This window comes from Bacillus sp. AR4-2 (assembly GCF_008274865.1).
Lineage (GTDB): Bacteria > Bacillota > Bacilli > Bacillales > Bacillaceae_G > Bacillus_A > Bacillus_A cereus.
Genome location: NZ_CP031062.1, coordinates 4,717,767 through 4,740,435, shown reverse-complemented (window position 1 = coordinate 4,740,435; position 22,669 = coordinate 4,717,767). Strand labels below are relative to the sequence as shown.

Here is a 22,669-nt window from a genome sequence, read left to right as displayed (position 1 = left end):
TACAGTCATGAGCATTCCAAATAATTTACGTTACTCTGAAGAACACGAATGGGTAAAAACTGAAGGTAATGAAGTTGTTATCGGTATCACTCACTTTGCACAAGGTGAGCTAGGCGATATCGTATTCGTTGAACTTCCTGAAGTAGGTGCAACAATCGAAGCTAACGAGCCATTCGGAAGCGTAGAATCTGTTAAAACAGTTTCTGAGTTATACGCACCTGTAAGCGGTAAAGTTGTAGCAGTAAACGAAGAATTAAGTGACCAACCAGAACTTGTTAACGAATCTCCATACGAGGGTGCATGGATGGTTAAAGTTGAACTTTCTGATGCAAGCCAAGTTGAGAAGTTATTAACTGCAGAAAAATATGCAGAAATGACAAACCAAGACTAATTATAGTCGACTAAAGGACAGCCTTTGTGCTGTCCTTTTTTATTTTTTGTGAAATAATGAAATTCAAGTTATATGTAAATAAATAAGCTATTATGAGAAAAACTGTTTTGTGGTAAGGTTTCATAAGTCTTCACAATCTGAATGAGCCGCTTGCGCTTTTCATTGTCTAGCTCCAGCGGCTAGATTGTTCGGTGGCTTCGCTTCTTCCTGCAAGGCCAAAAGCGCCTTTACGTCAGAAGCTCCATCCCCCTCACAATCTAAACGAGCCGCTTGCGCTTTTCTTTTGCAAAAATAAACAGGAAACAACATGAAAATAACGAATATACTATATACTAAGTTCAAGGTTATATAGTATATGGTGATCGGGTGATGACATATGATTTATGTAGAAAAAGTCATTATTGTAGAAGGTACATCAGATAGAAGAAAGATTGAATCTATTATTCGTGAACCGGTGGAAATTGTTTGTACAAATGGTACAATTGGTTTGTCGAAAATGGATGAGCTCGTTGATCAGTTTTTTGATAAGGAAGTGTATGTGCTAGTGGATGCTGATGATGCTGGAGAAAAGTTAAGGAAACAATTTCGAAAAGAATTCCCGCAAGCCGAGCATATCTATATTGATCGCTCGTACCGAGAAGTGGCAACTGCGCCATCTACACACTTAGCAAATGTATTATGGGGAGCCGACATTGACGTTTATACAGAATATTTACGGTAAGGAATGATAGAAGTGATTGATTGGACAGGAGCCGAAGCTACAGCCCTAATAGAGAACGAAGAAAAAACAGTATTATATGTATATACTCCAATGTGTGGAACATGCCAATTAGCAAAAAAGATGTTAACAGTCGTTGAGATGACAATTGAAGGCCTCAAAATTGGGATGTTAGATTTAAATTATGCTCCGCATTTAGCGAAAGAGTACGGGATTGAAAGTGTACCTTGTTTACTTGTTTTTGAAAATGGGACACTGATGAAGAAGATATACGCATTTCATTCGGTTGAATATTTATATACGGAATTAAAGTAGGCGGCAAAATTTTTGCCGCCTCGACATATTTCTTGGGAAATATGTCGAGATGCAGGGTGGATACAGTATTTGTCGAGCGAAAATAACAGGATTGCTCTTTAGTGAGAGGGAATGGTATGTAATAGAAAGTGATATGAAGGATGTGATTTAGGGTGAGATTATATTCTTTGCTTCAATCATTTGTAAATTACGCTAATGCTCAATATCATTTAGAACCGCTTTTAAGACAAGAAGAAAAAACTGTTAATTTTCGCTTTGGAGATGAAAGTTGTTCGTTACAAATTTCAAGAGATTATATAGAGCTGGTACATGAAGAAAGAGGAACGGAACAAATCATTTGCTTAGATGAAAAGGATATAGAACAATTGGTGAATGGAAATGTACGATTGCAAATGCTAATGAATGATGGACGTGTACAATATTCGGGAACGTACCGAACGATGTTATTAGTGGAATCGATGTTTCATATATGTAAACCGATGTCAGTAGGTGCTTAAAATTCTGAAGTTTCATTTTTTGCGAAAATTTCTGTTGACATGGTGAGTGTATATTGATACAATTCAAGTCATAAAATATAGACAATTTCATAAATTTCAAATCAGACGAAAATTGAATCTGATTTCTCTTATCAAGAGAGGTGGAGGGACTGTGCCCTGTGAAGCCCGGCAACCGTCAACTTATGTTGAAATGGTGCCAATTCCTGCAAAGCAAATGCTTTGAGAGATGAGAGAGAGGGATAATGTTGTTATATACGCATAAAAACCTTTCTGCTTCTCTAAAGCAGAAAGGTTTTTTTATTGTTTGAATGTGGAGGACATTCAAATAATAAAAGTAATGATAACAGTGGACTACACGCATTAAAAATAAAAAAATTGCGGAGTCGACCTAAACAAAAAAGGGGTGAACATCATGATTCTATTAGAGAACGTAAAGAAAATATATAAGGCGAAAAGCGGTGATGTCACTGCTGTAGATAATGCCAATTTAAAAATAGATAAAGGTGAAATATTTGGTGTTATCGGATATAGTGGCGCTGGAAAAAGTTCTTTAATTAGATTGTTCAATCAGTTGGAGAAACCAACTTCTGGCCAAATTACAATTGCAAATCGTGTCATTTCAGCAATTACAGGAAGCGAACTTCGTAAGGCAAGGCAAGAAATCGGAATGATTTTTCAGCACTTCAACTTACTTTGGTCACGAACTGTACGTGAAAATATAGAGTTTCCACTTGAAATTGCAGGTGTTGATAAAGCGAAGAGAAGAAAACGTGTTGATGAATTAATTCATCTTGTTGGATTAGAAGGAAGAGGAGACGCGTACCCATCTCAGCTGAGCGGGGGACAAAAGCAACGCGTTGGGATTGCAAGAGCATTAGCTAACAATCCACAAGTGCTTTTATGTGACGAAGCAACGTCAGCTCTTGATCCGGAAACGACAGATCAAATTTTGGATTTACTATTAGACATTAATAAGCGCCTTGGTTTAACAATTGTACTCATTACACATGAGATGCACGTAATTCGAAAGATTTGTAATCGTGTTGCGGTAATGGAGAAAGGAAAGATTGTAGAAACAGGTCCAGTACTTGATGTATTCCGTAATCCGAAGCAAGATATTACGAAACGATTTGTACAGCAGTTAACGGATTCTGAAGATACAAATGAAACGATTGAATGTTTAATTGAAAAATATCCAGATGGAAAAGTAATTCGTTTGCAGTTTATCGGTGAGGCTGTAGAAAGACCAGTGCTTCAACGATTGATGCAACGCAGTGACATAGAAGTTAGCATTTTGCAAGGAAATATCGCACAAACGAATAACGGTTCTTACGGTAGTTTAGTTGTTCATTTAAATGGTGAGGAAACAGCGATCCTGCAAGCAATAGAAGGAATTCATCAAGATCAAGTAGAGCTGGAGGTGATTGCACATGGATAAGTTACTCACAAATGTTGATTGGAATCAAATGTTAGAAGCAACTGGTGAAACGTTATATATGACGGCAATCGCAGCTCTTGCGACATTTGTTTTAGGACTCATTTTAGGATTGTTACTCTTCATGACAGCAAAAGATAATTTATGGGAAAACAAATCAATTAATACGGTGATTGGAGCATTCGTAAATATATTCCGTTCTATACCATTCATCATTTTAATTATTTTATTAATCCCATTCACAAAGATTCTTCTTGGAACAATTCTTGGAGCAAGTGCAGCTTTGCCGGCTTTAATTATTGGAGCGGCACCATTCTACGCGAGAATGGTTGAAATCGCACTTCGCGAAATTGATAAAGGTGTAATTGAAGCTTCAAAAGCAATGGGAGCAAAAACAAGCACAATTATTTTGAAAGTGTTAATTCCAGAATCGTTACCAGCATTAGTATCTGGTATTACGGTTACGACAATTGCTTTAGTAGGCTATACAGCAATGGCAGGAGTTGTTGGTGCTGGTGGCCTTGGAACACTTGCTTACTTAGAAGGATTCCAAAGAGGGAATAACGATGTAACAATCGTTGCGACAATTTGTGTATTACTAGTTGTATTTTTCATTCAGTGGATTGGTGATAGTTTAACGACTCGAATAGATAAACGATAATGAAAAACGGGAGGATGTTTCAAATGAAAAAATTATTACTTACGGCACTTATTTCAACTTCAATTTTTGGATTAGCTGCTTGTGGCGGGAAAGATAAAGATGAAAAGAAACTTGTTGTTGGTGCTTCTAACGTACCGCACGCTGTTATTTTAGAAAAGGCAAAACCGTTACTTGAGAAAAAAGGAATTGAATTAGAAATTAAAAAATTCCAAGACTACGTATTACCAAATAAATCGTTAGCGGATAAGGAATTAGATGCAAACTACTTCCAGCATATTCCGTATTTAGAAAAAGAAATTAAAGATAAAAAGTATGACTTTGAAGTAGCAGGAAAGATTCATTTAGAACCAATTGGTGTGTACTCTCAAAAGTATAAGAGTTTAAAAGAGCTTCCAGATGGTGCGACAATTATTATGAGTAATTCAGTTGCTGACCACGGACGTGGTTTAGCAATTTTACAAAAAGAAGGTATTTTAAAAATTAAAGACGGAATAGATCCAGTTAAAGCAACTACAAAAGATATTGCAGATAATCCGAAAAATCTAAAATTCAAAACGGATATCGAGCCTGGTTTATTGCCACAAGTGTATAACAATAAAGAAGGCGACGCTGTTTTAATTAACTCTAACTATGCAATTGATGCAAAGTTAAATCCGGAAAAAGATGCAATTGCAATTGAAGGAAATGATTCACCATACGCAAACATAGTAGCTGTTCGTAAAGGCGATAAAGATAAGAAAGAGATTAAAGCTCTTGTAGAAGTATTGCATTCTAAAGAAATTGAAGACTTCATTAATAAAGAATATAAAGGGGCAGTTGTTCCTGTAAAAGAATAATTGCTGAAAAGGGCTGGTGTATGCCGGCTCTTTTTATAACTACATAACCATTGGGGAGAAGGGGAAATCATATGAAAAAGGTTCTACTGTCAGTTGTTACAGCGTTGTCTGTATTTACATTAGTTGCTTGCGGGAGCAAAGAGGAGAATAAGCTTGTTGTGGGAGCTTCTAACGTGCCACACGCTGTTATTTTAGAAAAGGCACAGCCGATATTAGAGAAAAAAGGCATTAAGTTAGAGATTAAAAAGTTCCAGGATTATGTACTGCCAAATAAAGCGTTAGCGGATAAAGAAATTGATGCGAACTACTTCCAGCATATTCCTTACTTAGATAAAGAAATTCAAGAAAAGGGATATAAAATTGTAAACGCAGGAAAAATCCATTTAGAGCCAATGGGTATTTATTCTAAGAAATATAAAAGCTTAAAAGACTTACCAGATGGCGGGACAGTGATTATGAGTAATAACGTAGCGGAGCGTGGCCGCATGCTAGCGCTGTTACAAAAAGGCGGCGTTATTAAATTAAAAGACGGAGTAGATGTTGTTAAAGCAACAGTAAAAGATGTTGTAGAAAACCCGAAAAACTTAAAATTTAAAACAGATGTTGAACCTGGACTTTCACCGAAATTGTATGAAAATAATGAGGGAGATGCTTTATTTATTAATTCAAACTATGCAATTGATGCAAAATTAAATCCAACAAAGGATGCAATTGCGATTGAAGGATCAGACTCTCCGTATGCAAACATCATTGCAGTTCGTAAAGGTGATGAGAAGAAAAAAGAAATTAAAGAGCTAGTAGAAGTGCTACATTCAAAAGAAATTCAAGATTTTATTAATAAAGAATATAAAGGTGCTGTACTTCCGGTAAGTGAATAAATATAAGGAAAGGGCTGGAAAATTACCAGTCCTTTTTTCTTTATATAAATAAGAAGAAAGGTGTATCATAGAAAGATGTGAAGGAAATACTTATATACATTTGTGAAAAAACGGTTACTTTTTTTCGTCGTTTGCGATATCATTTTATTTGATATAAAATTAGAATGAGAATAAAATGAGAATATGAACGTTTTAGGAATTTTTAAAATGTATATATAGGATTAATGGAGGTATTGAGATGGCTGGTTCTACATTAACGGTTAAAGACTTACACGTATCAATTGATGGCAAAGAAATTTTAAAGGGTGTAAACCTTGAAGTAAAAGGTGGAGAAATCCACGCAATTATGGGACCTAACGGAACAGGTAAATCAACTTTATCTTCTGCAATTATGGGTCACCCAAAGTATGAAGTAACAGAAGGTAGCATCATCATCGACGGTGAAGATGTATTAGAAATGGAAGTAGACGAGCGCGCACAAGCGGGTCTATTCCTAGCAATGCAATATCCAAGTGAAATTAGCGGAGTAACAAACGCTGACTTCTTACGTTCTGCAATTAATGCACGTCGTGAAGAAGGCGATGAAATTTCTCTTATGAAATTTATCCGTACATTAGATAAAAACATGGAATTCCTAGAAATGGATCCAGAAATGGCACAACGTTACTTAAACGAAGGTTTCTCTGGTGGAGAGAAAAAACGTAACGAAATTCTTCAATTAATGATGATTGAGCCAAAAATCGCAATCTTAGATGAAATTGACTCAGGTCTTGATATCGATGCATTAAAAGTTGTATCTAAAGGTATTAACGAAATGCGCGGCGAAGAGTTCGGTTGCCTAATGATTACGCATTACCAACGTTTATTAAACTACATCACTCCAGACTTCGTTCACGTTATGATGAACGGTCGTATCGTTAAATCTGGTGGCCCTGAGCTTGCACAACGTCTAGAAGCTGAAGGTTACGACTGGATTAAAAAAGAATTAGGTATTGAAGACGAAACAACAGAGCAAGAAGCGTAAGAGAGGAGCATAAACATGACAATCGGTACATTACCTTTCGATCAAGAAACAATCCGTCAACGCGCAAGCGAATTAAACGAAGCAGCTTGGTTGACTGAGTTCCGCTTACAAGCTCTTGCACAAGCAACTGAACTTCCAATGCCAACGCCTGATAAAACGAAAATTGACAAATGGGACTTTATCGGAAAAGGCGACGCTGCTAAGCAAGAGCCTGTAAGTTCTTTAACTGAACTTCCAGAAGCAGTGAAAAACTTAATCGATGAAAATAACAGCGTATTAGTGCAACGTACTGGTACAACTGCATTCGTTTCTTTAGCAGACGAAGCAAAAGAAAAAGGTGTTATTTTTACAGACATCGTAACAGCAGCAACTGAGCACGCTGAACTAGTACAAAAGTACTTAATGAAAGACGGCGTGAAGGTAGACGAGCATCGTCTAACTGCACTTCATGCTGCATTAATCAACGGCGGTGCATTCGTATATGTTCCGAAAAACGTTGTTCTTGAAACTCCGCTTCAAGCTGTATTCTTAGTAGACGGCGAAGAAGCTAACGTATATAATCACGTACTATTCGTAGCTGATGCGAACAGTACTGCAACTTATGTAGAAAACTATGTTGCAAATGAAAATGCTAAAGGTATTGCAAATATCGTGGCAGAAGTAATCGTGGAACAAGGCGCACAAGTGAAATTCGGTGCGGTTGATCTATTAGCAAAAGACGTAACAACTTACGTTAACCGCCGCGGCGTTGTAGGACGCGACGGCCGTATTGATTGGGCTCTAGGCCTTATGAATGACGGAAACACAATTTCAGAGAACGTTACGAACTTAATGGGCGACGGTTCATATGCTGATACGAAAACAGTAACAATTGGCCGTGGTAACCAAACACAAAACTTTACAACTAAAGTTGTTCACTTCGGTAAACACTCTGAAGGTTGGATTTTAAAACACGGTGTACAAAAAGATAGTGCAACATCTATCTTTAACGGAATTGGTAAGATTGAACACGGTGCATCTAAATCAAATGCACAACAATCTTCTCGCGTTCTTATGTTAGATGAAAAAGCACGCGGTGATGCAAACCCAATTCTTTTAATCGACGAAGATGATGTAATGGCAGGTCACGCAGCTTCAGTAGGTCGCGTAGATCCAGTCCAACTATACTACTTGATGAGCCGTGGTATTCCAAAACGCGAAGCAGAACGTTTAGTCATCCATGGATTCTTAGCACCTGTAGTTAATGAGCTTCCAATTGAAGGAGTAAAGGCACAGCTTGTTGAGGTAATTGAAAGGAAAGTTCGCTAATGAATATTCATGAAATACGCAAACAGTTTCCAATTCTTGATCAAAAAGTGAACGGCAAACAACTTGTTTATTTCGATAGTGCAGCAACTTCTCAAAAACCAATTCAAGTCATTGAAACGTTAGAACGTTACTATAAAGAATATAATTCTAACGTGCATCGCGGTGTTCATACGCTCGGTACGAAAGCTACCGACGCGTATGAAGGTGCACGTGAGAAAGTTCGCAAGTTTATTAACGCGAAATCAATGGAAGAGATTATTTTCACACGCGGAACGACAACTGCATTAAATACAGTAGCAGCTAGCTATGGTCTTGAAAATGTAAAAGAGGGCGATGAAATCGTTATTTCTTACATGGAGCACCATAGTAATATCATTCCGTGGCAACAAGTTGCGAAGAAAACTGGTGCAACTTTAAAATATCTTCCGCTTCAACCAGACGGTACAATTTCTTTAGAAGATGTTCGTCAAACAGTTACACCGAATACAAAAATCGTTTCTATTATGCAAGTATCAAACGTACTTGGAACGATTAACCCTGTAAAAGAAATCGGAGCAATTGCACACGAAAATGGCGCAATTATGGTCGTTGATGGTGCACAAAGTACACCTCACATGAAAGTGGATGTACAAGATTTAAACTGTGATTTCTACGCATTATCTGCTCATAAGATGTGCGGACCTACAGGTATCGGCGTATTATATGGTAAAAAAGAATTGCTGAACAATATGGAGCCAATTGAATTTGGCGGTGAAATGATTGATTTCGTAGATTTACAAGAATCTACGTGGAAAGAGCTTCCGTGGAAGTTTGAAGCAGGTACACCGATTATCGGTAATGCAATCGGACTTGGTGCGGCAATTGATTTCCTAGAAGAAATCGGTCTTGATAATATTGAAAAGCATGAGCATGAATTAGCGCAATACGCTTTAGAAAGACTATCAGAAGTAGATGGCGTTACAATTTATGGTCCAAAGCATCGCGCTGGTCTTGTTACATTTAATATTGAAGACGTACATCCTCACGATGTTGCGACTGTATTAGATGTAGAAGGCATTGCAGTTCGCGCAGGACATCACTGTGCACAACCGCTTATGAAGTGGCTAAAAGCTTCTTCAACAGCACGTGCGAGCTTCTATTTATATAATACAAAAGAAGAAATTGATACATTTGTTGAATCGCTAATCAAGACAAAGGAGTATTTCACAAATGTCATTTAATAATTTAGATACGTTATATCGTCAAGTTATTATGGATCATTACAAAAATCCTCGTAACCATGGCGTGTTAGAAGATAGTGTTACCGTTAACTTGAACAATCCAACTTGCGGCGATCGTATTCAACTTACGATGAAAGTAGAAGAAGGTATTGTGCAAGAGGCGAAGTTTGAAGGTGAAGGATGTTCAATCTCAATGTCTTCAGCTTCAATGATGACACAAGCAGTAAAAGGTAAGAAAATTGAAGAAGCACTTCAGCTTTCGAAAATTTTCTCTGACATGATGCTAGGAAAAGAGTACGATGACAGCATCGATTTAGGAGATATTGAAGCATTACAAGGCGTATGCAAGTTCCCTGCACGTATTAAATGTGCAACATTAGCGTGGAAAGCGTTAGAAAAGGGCTTAAACGAAGATAAGTAATGTTAAAGGTTCCTAAAAACGAGGTTATCTAAGGAGGGACACACCAACATGGCGAAGCAACTGCCAGATATCGGCGATTATAAATATGGTTTCAAAGACAAAGACGTTTCGATTTTCCGTGCTGGACGCGGTTTAACAAAAGAAATCGTTGAAGAAATTTCACGTATGAAAGAAGAACCACAGTGGATGTTAGACTTCCGTTTAAAATCACTGGATAAGTTCTACGAAATGCCAATGCCACAATGGGGCGGCGACTTAAACGACTTAGATTTCGATGAAATTACGTACTACGTAAAACCATCTGAGAAATCTGAGAAGTCTTGGGATGAAGTACCTGATGAAATTAAAGCAACATTTGATAAATTAGGTATTCCAGAAGCTGAGCAAAAATATTTAGCTGGTGTATCTGCACAGTACGAATCTGAAGTTGTATACCACAACATGAAAGAAGACCTAGAAGCTCTAGGAATCGTCTTCAAAGATACAGATAGCGCATTAAAAGAGAACGAAGATATTTTCCGTGAGCATTTCGGAAAAGTAATCCCACCAACAGACAACAAATTCTCTGCATTAAACTCTGCAGTTTGGTCTGGTGGATCATTCATCTACGTTCCAAAAGGTGTTAAAGTTGATACACCACTTCAAGCGTATTTCCGTATTAACTCTGAAAATATGGGACAATTCGAGCGTACGCTTATCATCGTAGACGAAGGCGCACACGTACACTACGTAGAAGGTTGTACAGCACCTGTTTACACGACTAACTCACTTCACAGTGCGGTAGTAGAAATCATCATTAAGAAAGATGCATATTGCCGTTATACAACAATCCAAAACTGGGCGAACAACGTATACAACCTAGTTACAAAACGTGCGGTTTGTGAAGAAAACGCAACGATGGAATGGATTGACGGTAACATCGGATCTAAATTAACGATGAAATACCCAGCAGTTATCTTAAAAGGCGAAGGCGCTCGTGGTTTAACATTATCTATCGCGATTGCTGGTAAAGGCCAACACCAAGATGCTGGTGCGAAAATGATTCACTTAGCACCAAACACGTCTTCAACAATCGTTTCTAAATCGATTGCGAAGCATGGTGGTAAAGTAACTTACCGTGGTATCGTACACTTCGGACCAAAAGCGAAAAACTCTCGCTCTAACATCGAGTGTGACACGTTAATCATGGATAACCAATCTACATCTGATACAATTCCTTACAACGAAATCAAAAACGATTACGTTTCACTTGAGCACGAAGCGAAAGTATCGAAAGTATCAGAAGAACAATTATTCTACCTAATGAGCCGCGGTATTTCTGAGCAAGAAGCCACAGAAATGATCGTAATGGGCTTCATCGAGCCATTCACTCGCGAACTTCCAATGGAATACGCAGTTGAAATGAACCGCCTAATCAAGTTTGAGATGGAAGGTTCTATTGGTTAAATAGAAATGCGGAGCCGATTGTTCAGACCCGTTGGCTAAGGTTCTTTCGCACAGAAGATGCTTTTTATCTTCTCGTGCGGAAGGTTCTTAGACATGAAGGTCTAGGAGGCGAAGCTGGACAATATTTAAAAGTGGCAGCGGCTTATTCTAGCCGCTGGAACTGGATAATATATGTATGAAGAAAGCGTCCTGCTGTGCAGGGCGCTTTTTTGTTTTGCGGATTTGTCTTGGCTTGGCTCGGGAGAGGATACCCGGGTGGGTGTTCAGCTAAATATATCAACGATTTTTCAAATATATCGATCATAAACGGGAATATATCAACGATTATTTCAATATATCAACGTTTCGACAAGGAATATCGATTTGTCGACAAGATAAGACAAAAGAAAATCCTCACATACCCCAAACATTTTATAAGAACAGAGAACGACTAGCTTTAAGACAAAGATACTGACAAATCCACTTGAACAACCACCCACTGAATTCTCTATTAAACTTTTTGACAAATCCACCCCTCCCTCCACTATCTGGAATTCTTTCCTGCATTAGCAAAAGTTTCTCATATAAAAAGGACAATCTTTTGCTTTTTCTCACAATGCGAGTACAATGTAAAATAGCAAGAAAAGACGAAAAGTATTTACAGGATTATTGTGTGCGCATAGCGTAAATGGCAGTAAGGAACTGAGAGGAGGTTTTTTCTCTGAATACAAATAAAGAAACAATCATCCACCTTTATCATACAAACGATATACATAGTCATTTTGAAAATTGGCCGCAAATTTCTCGGTTTGTTCTAGGGGAGAAAAAGCGAAGACAGGAAGCGGGAGAGACTGTTTTGACGATTGATATCGGCGATCATGTGGATCGTTTTCATAGTATTTCGGAAGCGACAAATGGGCTTGGGAATACGAAGCTTTTAAATGAGGCGTTATATGATTATGTAACAATCGGAAATAATGAAGGAATTACGTTAGCGAAAGAGCATTTAAATCGGCTCTATGATGATGCTGGATTTGAAGTACTTGTTGCAAATTTATTTGAAAAAGAAGGTGTACGTCCATCATGGGCAAAGCCTTATAAATTACATACAACGACAGATGGGATTACGATTGCTTTTATCGGGTTAACTGTTGCGTATCCAGAGTTTTATCAAATGCTCGATTGGCATATTGAAGATCCGCTTATCCATTTAGAGTCTATTTTAGAAGAAGTGAGAGATGAGGCTCATATAACAGTTGTCCTTTCTCACCTTGGAAAAAGTATGGATGAGTATATGGCAGAGCATTATGATATAGATGTTATTTTAGGGGCACATACGCATCATTTATTTGAGCGTGGTGTTCTAATGAATAATACTTTACTTTGTTGCTGTGAAAAGTGGGGACGTTACGTTGGGCACGTGCAGCTTACTGTGGATAAAGAGACGAAGAAGCTGTTGAAAAAGGACGGTAGAGCGATTAAGACGGAACGGTTAGGTGCTTATAGCGAGCCGTTATCCACAATTGAAATACTGCAGGAAGAAAGTAAGCATATAATGGCAGAGCCTGTCGTTCATTTAAAAGAGTCATTACAGGTTGATTGGTTTCATGAGACGCCGTTTTCTCATATGTTAGCAAGTGCGCTGAAAACATGGTGCGGTGCAGAAATTGGCATGGTGAATGCTGGTGTACTTCTTGAAGGGTTAGAAGAGGGTGTCGTAACGCGCGGAGATATTCACAGAATTTGTCCACATCCAATTAATCCGTGTGCTTTGAAAGTTCCAGGAAAGATATTAAGAGAAGTTATTTTGAAAGCACGTAAGCCGAATATGGAGAATCTTGAGGTGAAAGGATTCGGATTTCGTGGGAAAGTGATGGGGAAAATGATTTACGCGGGTGTAGAAGTAATTCCAGATACGATTCCTGGGAATAAAATTTTACTCGAAGATGTATTAATTAACGGGGAATCGCTGGAATTAGATCGTATATATACAGTAGGAACAATTGATATGTTTACATTTGGCTACTTATACCCAGAGCTATCCACACTTTCTGACAAACAATATTATATGCCAGAACTACTTAGAGATGTGTTAACAGATATGTTAATAACTTATACATCTTCCGTTAAACTATAGGCTAGTTAACTTGTAACACTCATTTTTCTCTTGTCATACAGATAAGAAAGAGAGGAGTGTGAACTATGGTTAATGTGGAGCCAATTATAATTGATAATTATACGTTTATTGCGGTTAGCGTGAAACTTCCAAAGACAAATTTGCTAGCTGTAATGAGCGATAAAGGATATATTATGTGTGGTGCATTAGATGTAGGTCTTTTAAATGAGAAGTTAGGTGATCGAGGAATTATTGCTGGCCGTGCGGTTGGTGTAAGAACGATTGAACAACTTCTTGAAGCGCCGCTAGAATCGGTAACGACTGGAGCTGAAGCATTAGGCATTCCAGCAGGAACGATTGGAAAAGAAGCATTATTAAAAATGAGATAAGCATATATCGTCCCTCCTTCTTGCATAGAAATGATATAAGAAGGAGGTTTTTTTATGAGTATATTTCGCTCGAAAAACTCGCGGTTTCGAAGGGGACCTATTGCCTTTCGGTATATACTGCTTATGTCGTTTATTCTTTTTGTTATATTACTTACACAAGGGTTGTGGATTGTGAATAATAGTATTCAGCCGACCTTAATTAAATATGGGGAAGTAGAGACACATAAAATGGCGACAGCAATTATGACGAAGGCGGTAAAGGATAGAATTAATGAAGGATTCGATGTCGATTCATTAATGAAAGTACAGAATGATAAAAACGGAAAAGTATCCACAATTAATTTAAATACGAAGCAAGTAAATGAAATCGTAACGTCAACGACCACGTACATAGAAAAATATTTGCAACAAGTAGAACAAGGGAAGTTGAAGGAGCTAGGTATTTCTGAAAAAAACGGGGCGACTATGGCAGTTCCTTTTGGACGTGTAACTGATAATGCACTTCTTGGTAATATAGGACCAGATATTCCGATTCATTTCACGCCAATTGGGCATGTGAATACAGATATTAAACAAAAAATTGAGCCGCATGGGATTAATACTACAGCAATTCAAATTGTTATGGAAATGGAAGTAACATTGCAAGTAATTATTCCATTTCATACGAAAGAGATAACGGTGAAACAAAATGTTCCGATTGCGACGCGTATCGTTCAAGGGGAAGTGCCTACGTATTATGGAAGTGGAAGTGTTGCTGTACCTGATAAAAAGAAAACAGATAGTTAGTTGTAAATACAGTGAAACCCGGCTCAGCCAGGCTTTTAATGGATAAAAAATAACCGTAGCAATGCAGCTACGGTTATCTTTTTGTATTTGCTCGTTCTTTGCGTTCCCAAAGGCTTAAATGCATGTATGGATCGAAGGCCCATTCTGTATAGCCATTGTCTTTATATATGCCAAAATGTAAGTGGGGTGGGAATTTTCCGGCTGTACCAGGAGGTCCATAACCAGTGCTACCAACAAATCCGATTACTTTCCCTGGCTCAACAATTTGTCCAAGCTGTATTTCTTTTGAGAACCCGCCTAAATGAGCGTAATAATGGTAATTGTTATGAAGGTCGCGAATACCAATGCGCCATCCACCAAGGCGGTTCCAACCTTTCGTTTCAATAATGCCATAGCAAGTCGATCTTACTGGCACTCCATATCCGGCGAAAATATCGGTTCCTTCATGAATTCGTCTTCCGCCAAAACTTCTTCCAGCGCCGAAAGTACTACGGTAGCTATGGTCACTACGAATCGGGAGAGGAAAAGCATTTCCTTCTAAATTAATACGTCCATAATGTTTATAAATTTGGGCGTACTCGCTAATTAAATCAACTGTTTTTGCACGTCTATAATATTCCCAAAGCATAATTTTAATACGGTCTTCTGACGTTCCTTGTTTCCTTAAAATAGTCGCTGCGGTATGCAGAAGATCACGGTCGCTATTTGCATTTGCAAATCCATCTTTGTCACCATCTAAACCTATTCCGCCAAATAGAGAAATTGTATGGGGGAGAGTATCGTTACTATTAATAGGTCCAGCCCATATTTCTGGTTTGAAATAAAGGGAAATGATGGCATCTGGTTTTTTCGGAATATCTTTTCTTACGCTCCGTATATTTCTTTCATATTGATCCATTGCAGCTAAGTAATACCATGGAATGCCTGAAGACTGCTCGGTTTCTTTATATAGTGCCATGCGCTTTTCGTATATGCTTTGCTGATTATCTTCACCGTAAGCGATGTTTTGGTGGAGAAGAAAACAAATAGAAAGCAAAAGAGAAATTTTTCGAAGCATGAAATAGACTCCTTTCACAACATCACTCTTTTTAGTGTGGGATATACGGAGTATTTCATTATAGGGAACGATTGGAAAAAATCTTAGAATCTTCATTTGAGCAAATCGCTTTCATACGTTAGAATAGATATGTTACATTGAAAGAAGCGAACACGGTAAACTATTTCATATTGTGCGGAGTTGATAACCATGACAAAACAAACAGAATATAAGCGCAAGCCCGAATGGTTGAAAATTAAGTTAAACACGAATGAAAACTATACAGGCTTAAAGAAAATGATGCGTTCTAAGAATCTTCATACCGTTTGTGAAGAGGCAAAATGTCCGAATATTCATGAATGCTGGGCTGTAAGAAAAACAGCAACATTTATGATTTTAGGTGCGGTTTGTACACGTGCTTGTCGTTTTTGTGCGGTTAAAACAGGCTTACCAACTGAGCTTGATTTACAAGAACCAGAACGCGTAGCAGATTCAGTAGTACAAATGGGCTTAAAGCACGTTGTTATAACAGCGGTTGCACGTGATGATTTAAAGGACGGGGGAGCAGCTGTTTTTGCTGAAACAGTACGCGCAGTACGTCGTAAAAACCCATTCACGTCTATCGAAGTATTACCATCTGATATGGGTGGAGTAGAAGAAAACTTAAAAATGTTAATGGATGCAAAACCAGATATTTTGAACCATAACATTGAAACAGTACGTCGATTATCTGACCGAGTTCGCGCTAGAGCAAAATATGAACGTTCATTAGAGTTTTTACGTCGAGCGAAAGAAATGCAGCCTGATATTCCAACTAAATCGAGCATTATGGTGGGCTTAGGTGAAACGAGAGAAGATTTAATTGAAGCAATGGATGACTTACGTGCAAACAATGTGGATATTTTAACTCTTGGGCAATACCTACAACCATCTAAGAAGCATTTACCAGTTCTTAAATATTACCCACCAGCAGAATTTGCAGAGCTTAAAGAAATTGCACTTAGCAAAGGATTTAGCCACTGTGAAGCTGGCCCACTTGTGCGTTCTTCTTACCATGCGGACGAGCAAGTACGTTCTGCAAAAGAAAAAACAGCAGAAGCTAAATAATGAAAAAAAGAGAGCTAATGATTAGCTCTCTTTTTGTTTGTACTCTAAAACGGTATTTGGACATGTTAATAAAATCTTTTTTAATTCTTCTGTGGATAATTCAATTGTAAATTCAGGAACACCAGGTGTAATTAAAATTTTATCGTACGTATAAATAGCGTTATCCACAATAATTGTTACATCGTGTGAATATCCGAAAGGAGCCACACATCCCGGCGTACAACCAGTTTTGTCTCGCAGTTCATCAGGAGAACAGAGAGATAAGCGTTCTCCTGATAGTTCTTTCATCTCGCCCCGGTTGAGCCTTGTGCCCTCTAACGTAAAAAATACGTAATAATCTCCAGACTTTGATTTTAAAAATAAGCTTTTACTTGGAGTGCCTTGTAAGCCAAGTCTCTCACGTACGATCCGATCGGTCTCATAATCGAGTACTGGTTCGTGTTCGAATTTTTCATAAGAAACATTTGTTTTATGTAGTAAAGCAAGTACGTCTTCGTACATATGAAATGATACCCCTTTCTATTGTTAGAACAGTCTCTTCTCGTGGCGTCAACTGAATGTTTTGGAAAGGGATATTACTTGGACGATGCTTCCCATAAGCGTTTTATGATACATTGTTCGTCGATTGTAATTTCGTAAATATCAGGATTCGTTAAAGTTCTCCATTCATTAAAGCCAATCGTATGATCAAAATGCTTTAAAATGAGTGTAAGTAAATTGCCATGTGTAACAAGTAGTGTTGTCGTATGGTTTAATTGTAAAACGTCTTGAATAAGCGATAGGGCCCGGTCTGTTGCTTGTTTTGTTGACTCTCCGCCTGAAAAGGCAATATCTATATTTGTAAAAGTAGATTCTAGTTTTTGCATCCAATCATCCATTGGAATGTTGCTCAATATGCGTTCAGTTAATCGTTCATCTTCTTGGATAGATAAGTTAGCTTGGAGCGCATAGGGCCGAATGGAATCGATAGCTCGGACAAATGGGCTTGAAATAATATGATCGATTTGTAGATGATTTTCTAAGAGGAATGTAGCAAGGGTGTTAGCTTGGTCTTTTCCATCGGTCGTTAATTCATCATCACGTTTTTGCCCAATTGCTGAACAATGTCGTATTACAATAATTTTCTTCATAATTCATCCCCATCTTTCAAGTTGACGCTATATACTTCGACAAATGTAGAAATAATTCCTTTTTATTGGAAACAGCATATTGATTTAAATATGTGGAAAAGTAATGTGGATAATGAACATTTGAGGTGCAATGATGAAAAAAATGATATGTATCGTATTCATTATTTGTTTTCTTGCGCAATTGTCCACAACATATGCAGAATCCAACCGAAAACTAAATTATCCAAGCAATAAAAATAAGTCATTTGTGAGTGAGGATGTTTTTTATAAACAGTTAGATAAGAAAATCTATAAAGAGTACAAAAATGCAGCATATAGTGTTCGTAAAAAAATTTCATTTAAAGAAGTGGCTGATGAGGAATTTTCTTTCCTGCAAAAAACAGCTGTCGGTTGTCGAAGTAGAGTGGTGCTTCAAGATTTTTTTGTTCACCCTGATCGCCAAGTTTATTTTTTCGCTTCTTTTACTCAAAATGAAGTAGAAGAGTTCCATAAGTACATCGTTATAGATGCAGAAACAAAGAGGGAGCTGCAAGAAGGAAAAAGCTATCACCATTGCGACAATCCATAAAAAATAACCCACCAATCGGTGGGTTATTTTTTACTCCGGCACACTCATTAATTTCGCTTTCATCTTGCGAATAAGAACGACAGCCCCAATTGTGAAGAGAAGGGTAATTCCTTCGGCAACAAAGATATTGATTGTTTTTGTTTGGTAAAGTGCCGCGAAAAAGTCTACAAATGCGTGGAATAGTATAGCGTATACTAGGAAGATATATTTCTTCTGTTTGACTGCGTATAAAACAAGCATTGTAAAGGCGATTTGAAGCACGAGTGCCATAATTCTTTCTAAGCTACCAAGGAAGTATAAGTAGGCAGGTTGCTGAATTAACATGTCCTGTAAAATGCTAAGCTCGGGTTTTTGTTCAATCAGTCGAGCGAAGCTACCATCGTTAATAGAATTAGCAAAGATTAATGCTTGTAATGCAGAAAAACCGCCAATTAAAATAGATTCAATTCCGCCGTGACCAATTCCATAAGCGAAGCCATCTTTATATTCTAGATATTTTTTTAGTAAGAAGAAGAAGGCAACGAAGCGTCCTAATTCTTCAAAAATACCAGCAGTCAATCCGCCATAAATTGCGAAGACAAACGGATTTTCTAAAAATGGAGCGATTGTTGGATTACCGCGCATAAATAGGTGGAATGGTGTTTCAAGAATTTGGGTGAATCCAATAAAGATAAGAACACCAACGCCGACCACTTTCCAATTCATATTATATTTTTTACGGAAATAAACGAGTACGATAATTGGGACCAGAATCGAGACAATAAGTTGAAAAATGATGCTGGCAATTACAGTATTTGAAACCATACTTTCACCGCTTTCTAATATATGTACATATCTATTATGCATGAAATATGGGAGAGATGAAACTTTTAGAAAGAAAATGAATTTACTTATTGACTCTAACGTTGCGTCATACTTTATCGTATGTACTAAGGGGGAGATACAAATGACAATGAGAGTAAAAGAAGTAGCTGATTTAGTTGGAATTAGTGTGCGCACACTGCATCATTACGATGAAATTGGGTTGTTAACCCCAGACGAGACGACAGAGTCTGGATATCGTCTGTATTCCAATGAAAATTTAGAGACATTGCAGCAAATTTTGTTTTTTAAAGAGCTTGGCTTCCCTTTGAAGAAAATTAAAGAGATTATCATGAGTCCATCATTTGATCGTGAAGAGGCACTACAGCTTCATAAGAAAATGCTTCTTGAAAAGCGTGCCAGATTAGATAAGGTGATTGCGACGATTGATAAAACAATTCAACATACAAAAGGAGAGATTGAAATGACGAATAAAGAGAAATTTGAAGGATTCGATTTCAGCCATAACCCATATGAAGAAGAAGCACGTGAAAAATGGGGAGATGCAGCTGTAGATAAAGCGAACGAATATGCAAAAGGTATGTCAAAAGAGAACCAAGAAGAGTTTAATACTATTTATAGAAATTTAGCAACGTTTAGACACGATGCACCAGATTCTAAAGAGGCGCAGGCAGCTATTAAAGTATGGTACGATTACTTGCAAAACTTCGGTGAATATTCATTAGATGCTTTTAAAGGACTCGGTCAAATGTACGTCGCTGATGAGCGCTTTACGAAAAATATCGATAAGTTTGGTGAGGGGTTAGCGCAGTTTATGTGTGATGCGATGGAGGTTTATGCGGATCGTAATAAAAAATAAAAAGTAAAACAGGTGGAGATTTTCTCCACCTGTTTTACTTTTTAATCATATCATTCAAAGTCTGATCTCCCGTATTGTTCAAATGAGGATTTTTACTCATTTCTCGTTTTAACATATCGAGGCTTTGTGTATATTCTGTATCATTTAATGCGCCAGATTGAAGCCCTTGAATTTGAGAAATCAACTTTTGGTCTGTTGATACATATGCTTTATAATAGCGAGGAACGATGGACAAAGCAGCTCTATATACTTGATCCGCTACGAGTTTTGGATCCGTTGTGTTTGCACGGTATACAACGAACACTTCATCATCAGTAACGAGTGTAGCAGCGTTTGTAACGTCAGGAAGTTTGACTGTCATGCTTGTAATCATTTCAGCGACCTTCTCGCGATTAATGGCCCCTACTTGTTTGTTAGATACTTCATGCTTTTGTTTAGAAGAATAACCGACTCTTGTGAGTCTTGTATTTGTATTTTCCGTATGATACATGTCGTTTTTATTGGAAACAAGAACACGGCTTCCTTCCTCACGTTCCATTTCAGCTTTGTTCGCTGATTGGCAGCCTGCAAATAAGGAAAGAGTGAGAAGGGAAAGTAAAATTTGTTTTTTCACGATGTATCACCTCCTTCTCCATAGCATGTACTAATTTGCAATTTTTTGTATTTGAAATTGTTGGTTGTTATGCTTTGTGATACGATAAAAAGAAGAATGCTTAGAGAGGAAGTTAATGATGGAGCAAAAGCAAGAGATTCATGCTACGGTGAGCATTAATAATGTTCAGTACGAAGTAATTAAAAACTTTCGTGACGGTTTTAGTGAAGAAGCATTTAAAGAGCGCTATGCAGAAATTTTAAATAAATATGATTACATCGTTGGGGACTGGGGATATGAGCAACTTAGATTGCGCGGATTCTTTGATGATAGTAACCAACGTGCGACATATGATACGAAAATTAGTACGTTAACGGAGTATTTATACGAGTACTGTAACTTCGGTTGCGCACATTTTGTATTACGAAAAGTGAAGAAATAAAAAAATCCTCTTACAATTGTAAGAGGATTTTTTCATAGCAGTTATACCAATTGTGAGGAGGCTGTTTACTTGAAAAGTAAACAGCACCTCGGCAAATATAATGATTCTTTTCATACAAACGTAATGAGACAGGATTGCCAGTGAAAGCATCTAATCGTATGCCGGTATAGTTTTTTCGTTTCGCTTCACTTTCCCAAAAGGATAAAAGTACTTTGCTATATCCTTTTCCTTGGGCGAAAGGATGGATGACGAAAGAGTGGACGATAAGAAAACATCCATCTGTTTCTGACCAATCAATAAGCGCGTATTCGGGAGATTGCCATTCGTTCAATACAACAGCACCAACAAGCGAATCATGCTCAAATAGGCAATAGAGTTCACCTTGTTCTAAGTGATAGGAAATATGTTCTCGAGTCGGATATGAATCATTCCATTGATAAATTTTCTTTTGTAAGAGTGCTTTTTTACATTCTGTATACATTGCATCTAATTCGTCTAATAAATTCATCGTACCTTTTCTCACATTTAGCATGAAACTCCCCCTTATAAACAAATTGAAATAGAATCGCCTTCAGAAAGTATTGTATTTGGTTTCATTTGTCGTCCGTTCAATTGAATATCCCCATTTTTAATTTTATCCACAATGAGTGTACGGCTCCAATCAGAGATATATGTGGATAATGCTTTATCCATTCGGTGGGAACCGAAAACGATGTCTAATACAACCGTGATTTCGGCTATGCCACTTTCTTTATGCTGTGTAATGGAAATAGTAGTACTTGTTTCTGTTTGGTCTTCCTGCGTCATATCGATTGTTTCTACATGATCAGTAAATGCTTTGTAAATACGTAATTTTTGATTCCACGTATGATCTCTCGGACATTTATAAATAGCAAAGCGATATATATTTTTTCCATTAGCGTTATGCCTGCGAATATTTGTATCGGTAAATAGGGTAGTACGTCTGCAATTTTTACAATACTTTTCGATTGTGTTTTGCTCATTTTCATATAAACTCCAAGAAAGTTGTACTTTCTGCATTTTCCTTCACCTCTTATAGTAGTGGTAAAGGAACGTAATACAGCTATTTGGATGTCTTGTAGTATGAAGACATGAGAAAAAGACAAAAATAAAAGGAGGTCCCCAAAGAGGAACCTCCGTAAACATCATACTACAGATGCAATACGTTCCTTTGTAATGGGAATGGGCAGACTACTCCCTTGAAAAAGCACGGTGCTTTTTTGAGAGTAATGCTATCCAATTGCTGGTCCATTACAAAGTAAATGTTGGCATACGTAGATAACGTCCTTTCTATCCAAATAGATTTATTCTTAATTATAACATAGAAGATTGAAAATTCAAAACTCTTATAATGAAAAAACACCAGCTAAAATAGCTGGTGCATACGATAAATTATATAAGTTCAAATAAAAATGAGCGTAATTCTTCTGCAATTTCTTCAGTCATAGAAAATGCATGCTCTAAGTAGCCTGGTTCGTTTAAATCGTCAGCACCGATGATTGCAAATTTATTGCGCTGCATATCAAGGACAATTGTTTTACCGTAATGACGATCGGAGTATAATAGCGCTAAATCGTGACGCTCATTTTCTCCCATAAAGCTAACGAAACGAGTTTTTGTAGCGACAGTATCGTCGTACAGAAAGAAACGTTCTTCCATACACATGGCTCCT

The 22,669-nt window shown here is 37.6% G+C and carries 28 protein-coding genes and 1 riboswitch; of the genes, 20 read left to right on the top strand and 8 right to left on the bottom strand.

Annotated elements, in window-relative coordinates; genetic code table 11:
• Positions 1-7: 7 nt before the first annotated feature.
• The 16 genes from gcvH to yunB all read left to right on the top strand — a co-directional run bounded on the left by gcvH (position 8) and on the right by yunB (position 14,420).
• Positions 8-391 (top strand): glycine cleavage system protein GcvH, encoded by a 384-nt coding sequence (gene gcvH / locus DN399_RS24650; RefSeq protein ID WP_000026897.1) that lies wholly within the window; start codon positions 8-10, stop codon positions 389-391.
• Between the two features lie 376 nt (positions 392-767).
• Entirely contained in the window at positions 768-1,112 is a 345-nt protein-coding gene (locus tag DN399_RS24640) for a toprim domain-containing protein (RefSeq protein ID WP_000640870.1), read from the top strand.
• Between the two features lie 3 nt (positions 1,113-1,115).
• Positions 1,116-1,424 carry a thioredoxin family protein gene (locus tag DN399_RS24635; RefSeq protein WP_002025020.1) on the top strand — a complete coding sequence of 103 codons (309 nt, stop codon included), beginning with the start codon at positions 1,116-1,118 and terminating at the stop codon, positions 1,422-1,424.
• A gap of 152 nt (positions 1,425-1,576) precedes the next feature.
• Positions 1,577-1,921, top strand: coding sequence for a hypothetical protein (locus tag DN399_RS24630; RefSeq protein ID WP_001242136.1), 345 nt, complete (start codon positions 1,577-1,579; stop codon positions 1,919-1,921).
• Between the two features lie 125 nt (positions 1,922-2,046).
• Positions 2,047-2,154, top strand: a riboswitch (SAM riboswitch).
• Positions 2,155-2,333: 179 nt separating this feature from the next.
• Positions 2,334-3,359, top strand: a complete 1,026-nt coding sequence (locus DN399_RS24625; protein WP_149150013.1) for a methionine ABC transporter ATP-binding protein — start codon at positions 2,334-2,336, stop codon at positions 3,357-3,359.
• Positions 3,352-4,017: a methionine ABC transporter permease gene (locus DN399_RS24620; protein ID WP_076876010.1), complete on the top strand. Its 666-nt coding sequence runs from the start codon at positions 3,352-3,354 to the stop codon at positions 4,015-4,017. Before DN399_RS24625 ends, DN399_RS24620 begins: the two co-directional genes overlap by 8 nt.
• A 23-nt stretch (positions 4,018-4,040) precedes the next feature.
• The gene (gene metQ, locus DN399_RS24615; RefSeq protein WP_000735102.1) at positions 4,041-4,853 is read left to right on the top strand and encodes a methionine ABC transporter substrate-binding lipoprotein MetQ; all 813 of its coding nucleotides are present in this window, start codon (positions 4,041-4,043) and stop codon (positions 4,851-4,853) included.
• A 71-nt stretch (positions 4,854-4,924) separates the two neighbouring features.
• Positions 4,925-5,731, top strand: a complete 807-nt coding sequence (gene metQ / locus DN399_RS24610; RefSeq protein WP_086388937.1) for a methionine ABC transporter substrate-binding lipoprotein MetQ — start codon at positions 4,925-4,927, stop codon at positions 5,729-5,731.
• A 238-nt stretch (positions 5,732-5,969) separates the two neighbouring features.
• Entirely contained in the window at positions 5,970-6,755 is a 786-nt protein-coding gene (gene sufC, locus DN399_RS24605; protein ID WP_000929160.1) for a Fe-S cluster assembly ATPase SufC, read from the top strand.
• A 15-nt stretch (positions 6,756-6,770) separates the two neighbouring features.
• Positions 6,771-8,063, top strand: a complete 1,293-nt coding sequence (gene sufD, locus DN399_RS24600; RefSeq protein WP_016123697.1) for a Fe-S cluster assembly protein SufD — start codon at positions 6,771-6,773, stop codon at positions 8,061-8,063.
• Positions 8,063-9,283: a cysteine desulfurase SufS gene (gene sufS, locus DN399_RS24595; protein WP_001020767.1), complete on the top strand. Its 1,221-nt coding sequence runs from the start codon at positions 8,063-8,065 to the stop codon at positions 9,281-9,283. The genes sufD and sufS overlap by 1 nt, the downstream gene beginning before the upstream one ends.
• Complete coding sequence (gene sufU, locus DN399_RS24590; protein WP_000009523.1) at positions 9,273-9,704, top strand: Fe-S cluster assembly sulfur transfer protein SufU; 432 nt, start codon at positions 9,273-9,275, stop codon at positions 9,702-9,704. The genes sufS and sufU overlap by 11 nt, the downstream gene beginning before the upstream one ends.
• Positions 9,705-9,752: 48 nt before the next feature.
• On the top strand, positions 9,753-11,150 hold the full coding sequence (gene sufB / locus DN399_RS24585; RefSeq protein WP_001118827.1) for a Fe-S cluster assembly protein SufB: 1,398 nt from the start codon (positions 9,753-9,755) through the stop codon (positions 11,148-11,150).
• 700 nt (positions 11,151-11,850) lie between these two features.
• Positions 11,851-13,266 (top strand): bifunctional metallophosphatase/5'-nucleotidase, encoded by a 1,416-nt coding sequence (locus tag DN399_RS24575; protein ID WP_249211115.1) that lies wholly within the window; start codon positions 11,851-11,853, stop codon positions 13,264-13,266.
• Between the two features lie 65 nt (positions 13,267-13,331).
• The gene (locus DN399_RS24570) at positions 13,332-13,634 is read left to right on the top strand and encodes a YunC family protein (RefSeq protein WP_000248466.1); all 303 of its coding nucleotides are present in this window, start codon (positions 13,332-13,334) and stop codon (positions 13,632-13,634) included.
• Between the two features lie 54 nt (positions 13,635-13,688).
• Complete coding sequence (yunB, locus tag DN399_RS24565; RefSeq protein WP_000021807.1) at positions 13,689-14,420, top strand: sporulation protein YunB; 732 nt, start codon at positions 13,689-13,691, stop codon at positions 14,418-14,420.
• Positions 14,421-14,493: 73 nt separating this feature from the next.
• Here yunB and DN399_RS24560 read toward each other — a convergent pair whose 3' ends face one another.
• Positions 14,494-15,477: a M23 family metallopeptidase gene (locus DN399_RS24560; protein WP_000944663.1), complete on the bottom strand. Its 984-nt coding sequence runs from the start codon at positions 15,475-15,477 to the stop codon at positions 14,494-14,496.
• Between the two features lie 189 nt (positions 15,478-15,666).
• On the opposite strand from DN399_RS24560, the gene lipA reads away from it, so the two are divergent.
• Positions 15,667-16,563, top strand: coding sequence for a lipoyl synthase (gene lipA / locus DN399_RS24555; protein WP_000166372.1), 897 nt, complete (start codon positions 15,667-15,669; stop codon positions 16,561-16,563).
• A 21-nt stretch (positions 16,564-16,584) separates the two neighbouring features.
• Here lipA and DN399_RS24550 read toward each other — a convergent pair whose 3' ends face one another.
• Positions 16,585-17,064 (bottom strand): YbaK/EbsC family protein, encoded by a 480-nt coding sequence (locus DN399_RS24550; protein ID WP_000272746.1) that lies wholly within the window; start codon positions 17,062-17,064, stop codon positions 16,585-16,587.
• 74 nt (positions 17,065-17,138) lie between these two features.
• Positions 17,139-17,693, bottom strand: a complete 555-nt coding sequence (locus tag DN399_RS24545; protein WP_000721022.1) for a histidine phosphatase family protein — start codon at positions 17,691-17,693, stop codon at positions 17,139-17,141.
• A 133-nt stretch (positions 17,694-17,826) separates the two neighbouring features.
• Here DN399_RS24545 and DN399_RS24540 point away from each other — a divergent pair, with 133 nt between their 5' ends.
• Positions 17,827-18,261, top strand: coding sequence for a hypothetical protein (locus DN399_RS24540; protein ID WP_149150012.1), 435 nt, complete (start codon positions 17,827-17,829; stop codon positions 18,259-18,261).
• A gap of 30 nt (positions 18,262-18,291) precedes the next feature.
• Here the strand turns inward: DN399_RS24540 and DN399_RS24535 are convergent, their stop codons facing one another.
• Entirely contained in the window at positions 18,292-19,107 is an 816-nt protein-coding gene (locus DN399_RS24535) for a YhfC family intramembrane metalloprotease (RefSeq protein WP_002164635.1), read from the bottom strand.
• 100 nt (positions 19,108-19,207) lie between these two features.
• On the opposite strand from DN399_RS24535, the gene DN399_RS24530 reads away from it, so the two are divergent.
• Entirely contained in the window at positions 19,208-19,942 is a 735-nt protein-coding gene (locus tag DN399_RS24530) for a MerR family transcriptional regulator (protein ID WP_149150011.1), read from the top strand.
• A gap of 34 nt (positions 19,943-19,976) precedes the next feature.
• On the opposite strand, the gene DN399_RS24525 is transcribed toward DN399_RS24530, so the two are convergent.
• Complete coding sequence (locus tag DN399_RS24525) at positions 19,977-20,555, bottom strand: YhcN/YlaJ family sporulation lipoprotein (RefSeq protein WP_000744132.1); 579 nt, start codon at positions 20,553-20,555, stop codon at positions 19,977-19,979.
• 118 nt (positions 20,556-20,673) lie between these two features.
• On the opposite strand from DN399_RS24525, the gene DN399_RS24520 reads away from it, so the two are divergent.
• Positions 20,674-20,976: a YutD family protein gene (locus DN399_RS24520; protein ID WP_000435943.1), complete on the top strand. Its 303-nt coding sequence runs from the start codon at positions 20,674-20,676 to the stop codon at positions 20,974-20,976.
• A gap of 10 nt (positions 20,977-20,986) precedes the next feature.
• On the opposite strand, the gene DN399_RS24515 is transcribed toward DN399_RS24520, so the two are convergent.
• The 3 genes from DN399_RS24515 to DN399_RS24500 all read right to left on the bottom strand — a co-directional run bounded on the left by DN399_RS24515 (position 20,987) and on the right by DN399_RS24500 (position 22,656).
• Positions 20,987-21,508 carry a GNAT family N-acetyltransferase gene (locus tag DN399_RS24515; RefSeq protein WP_149150010.1) on the bottom strand — a complete coding sequence of 174 codons (522 nt, stop codon included), beginning with the start codon at positions 21,506-21,508 and terminating at the stop codon, positions 20,987-20,989.
• A gap of 11 nt (positions 21,509-21,519) precedes the next feature.
• Positions 21,520-22,017, bottom strand: a complete 498-nt coding sequence (locus DN399_RS24510) for a DUF1062 domain-containing protein (protein WP_001174580.1) — start codon at positions 22,015-22,017, stop codon at positions 21,520-21,522.
• Between the two features lie 372 nt (positions 22,018-22,389).
• Complete coding sequence (locus DN399_RS24500; RefSeq protein WP_000392606.1) at positions 22,390-22,656, bottom strand: DUF3055 domain-containing protein; 267 nt, start codon at positions 22,654-22,656, stop codon at positions 22,390-22,392.
• Positions 22,657-22,669 lie beyond the last annotated feature (13 nt).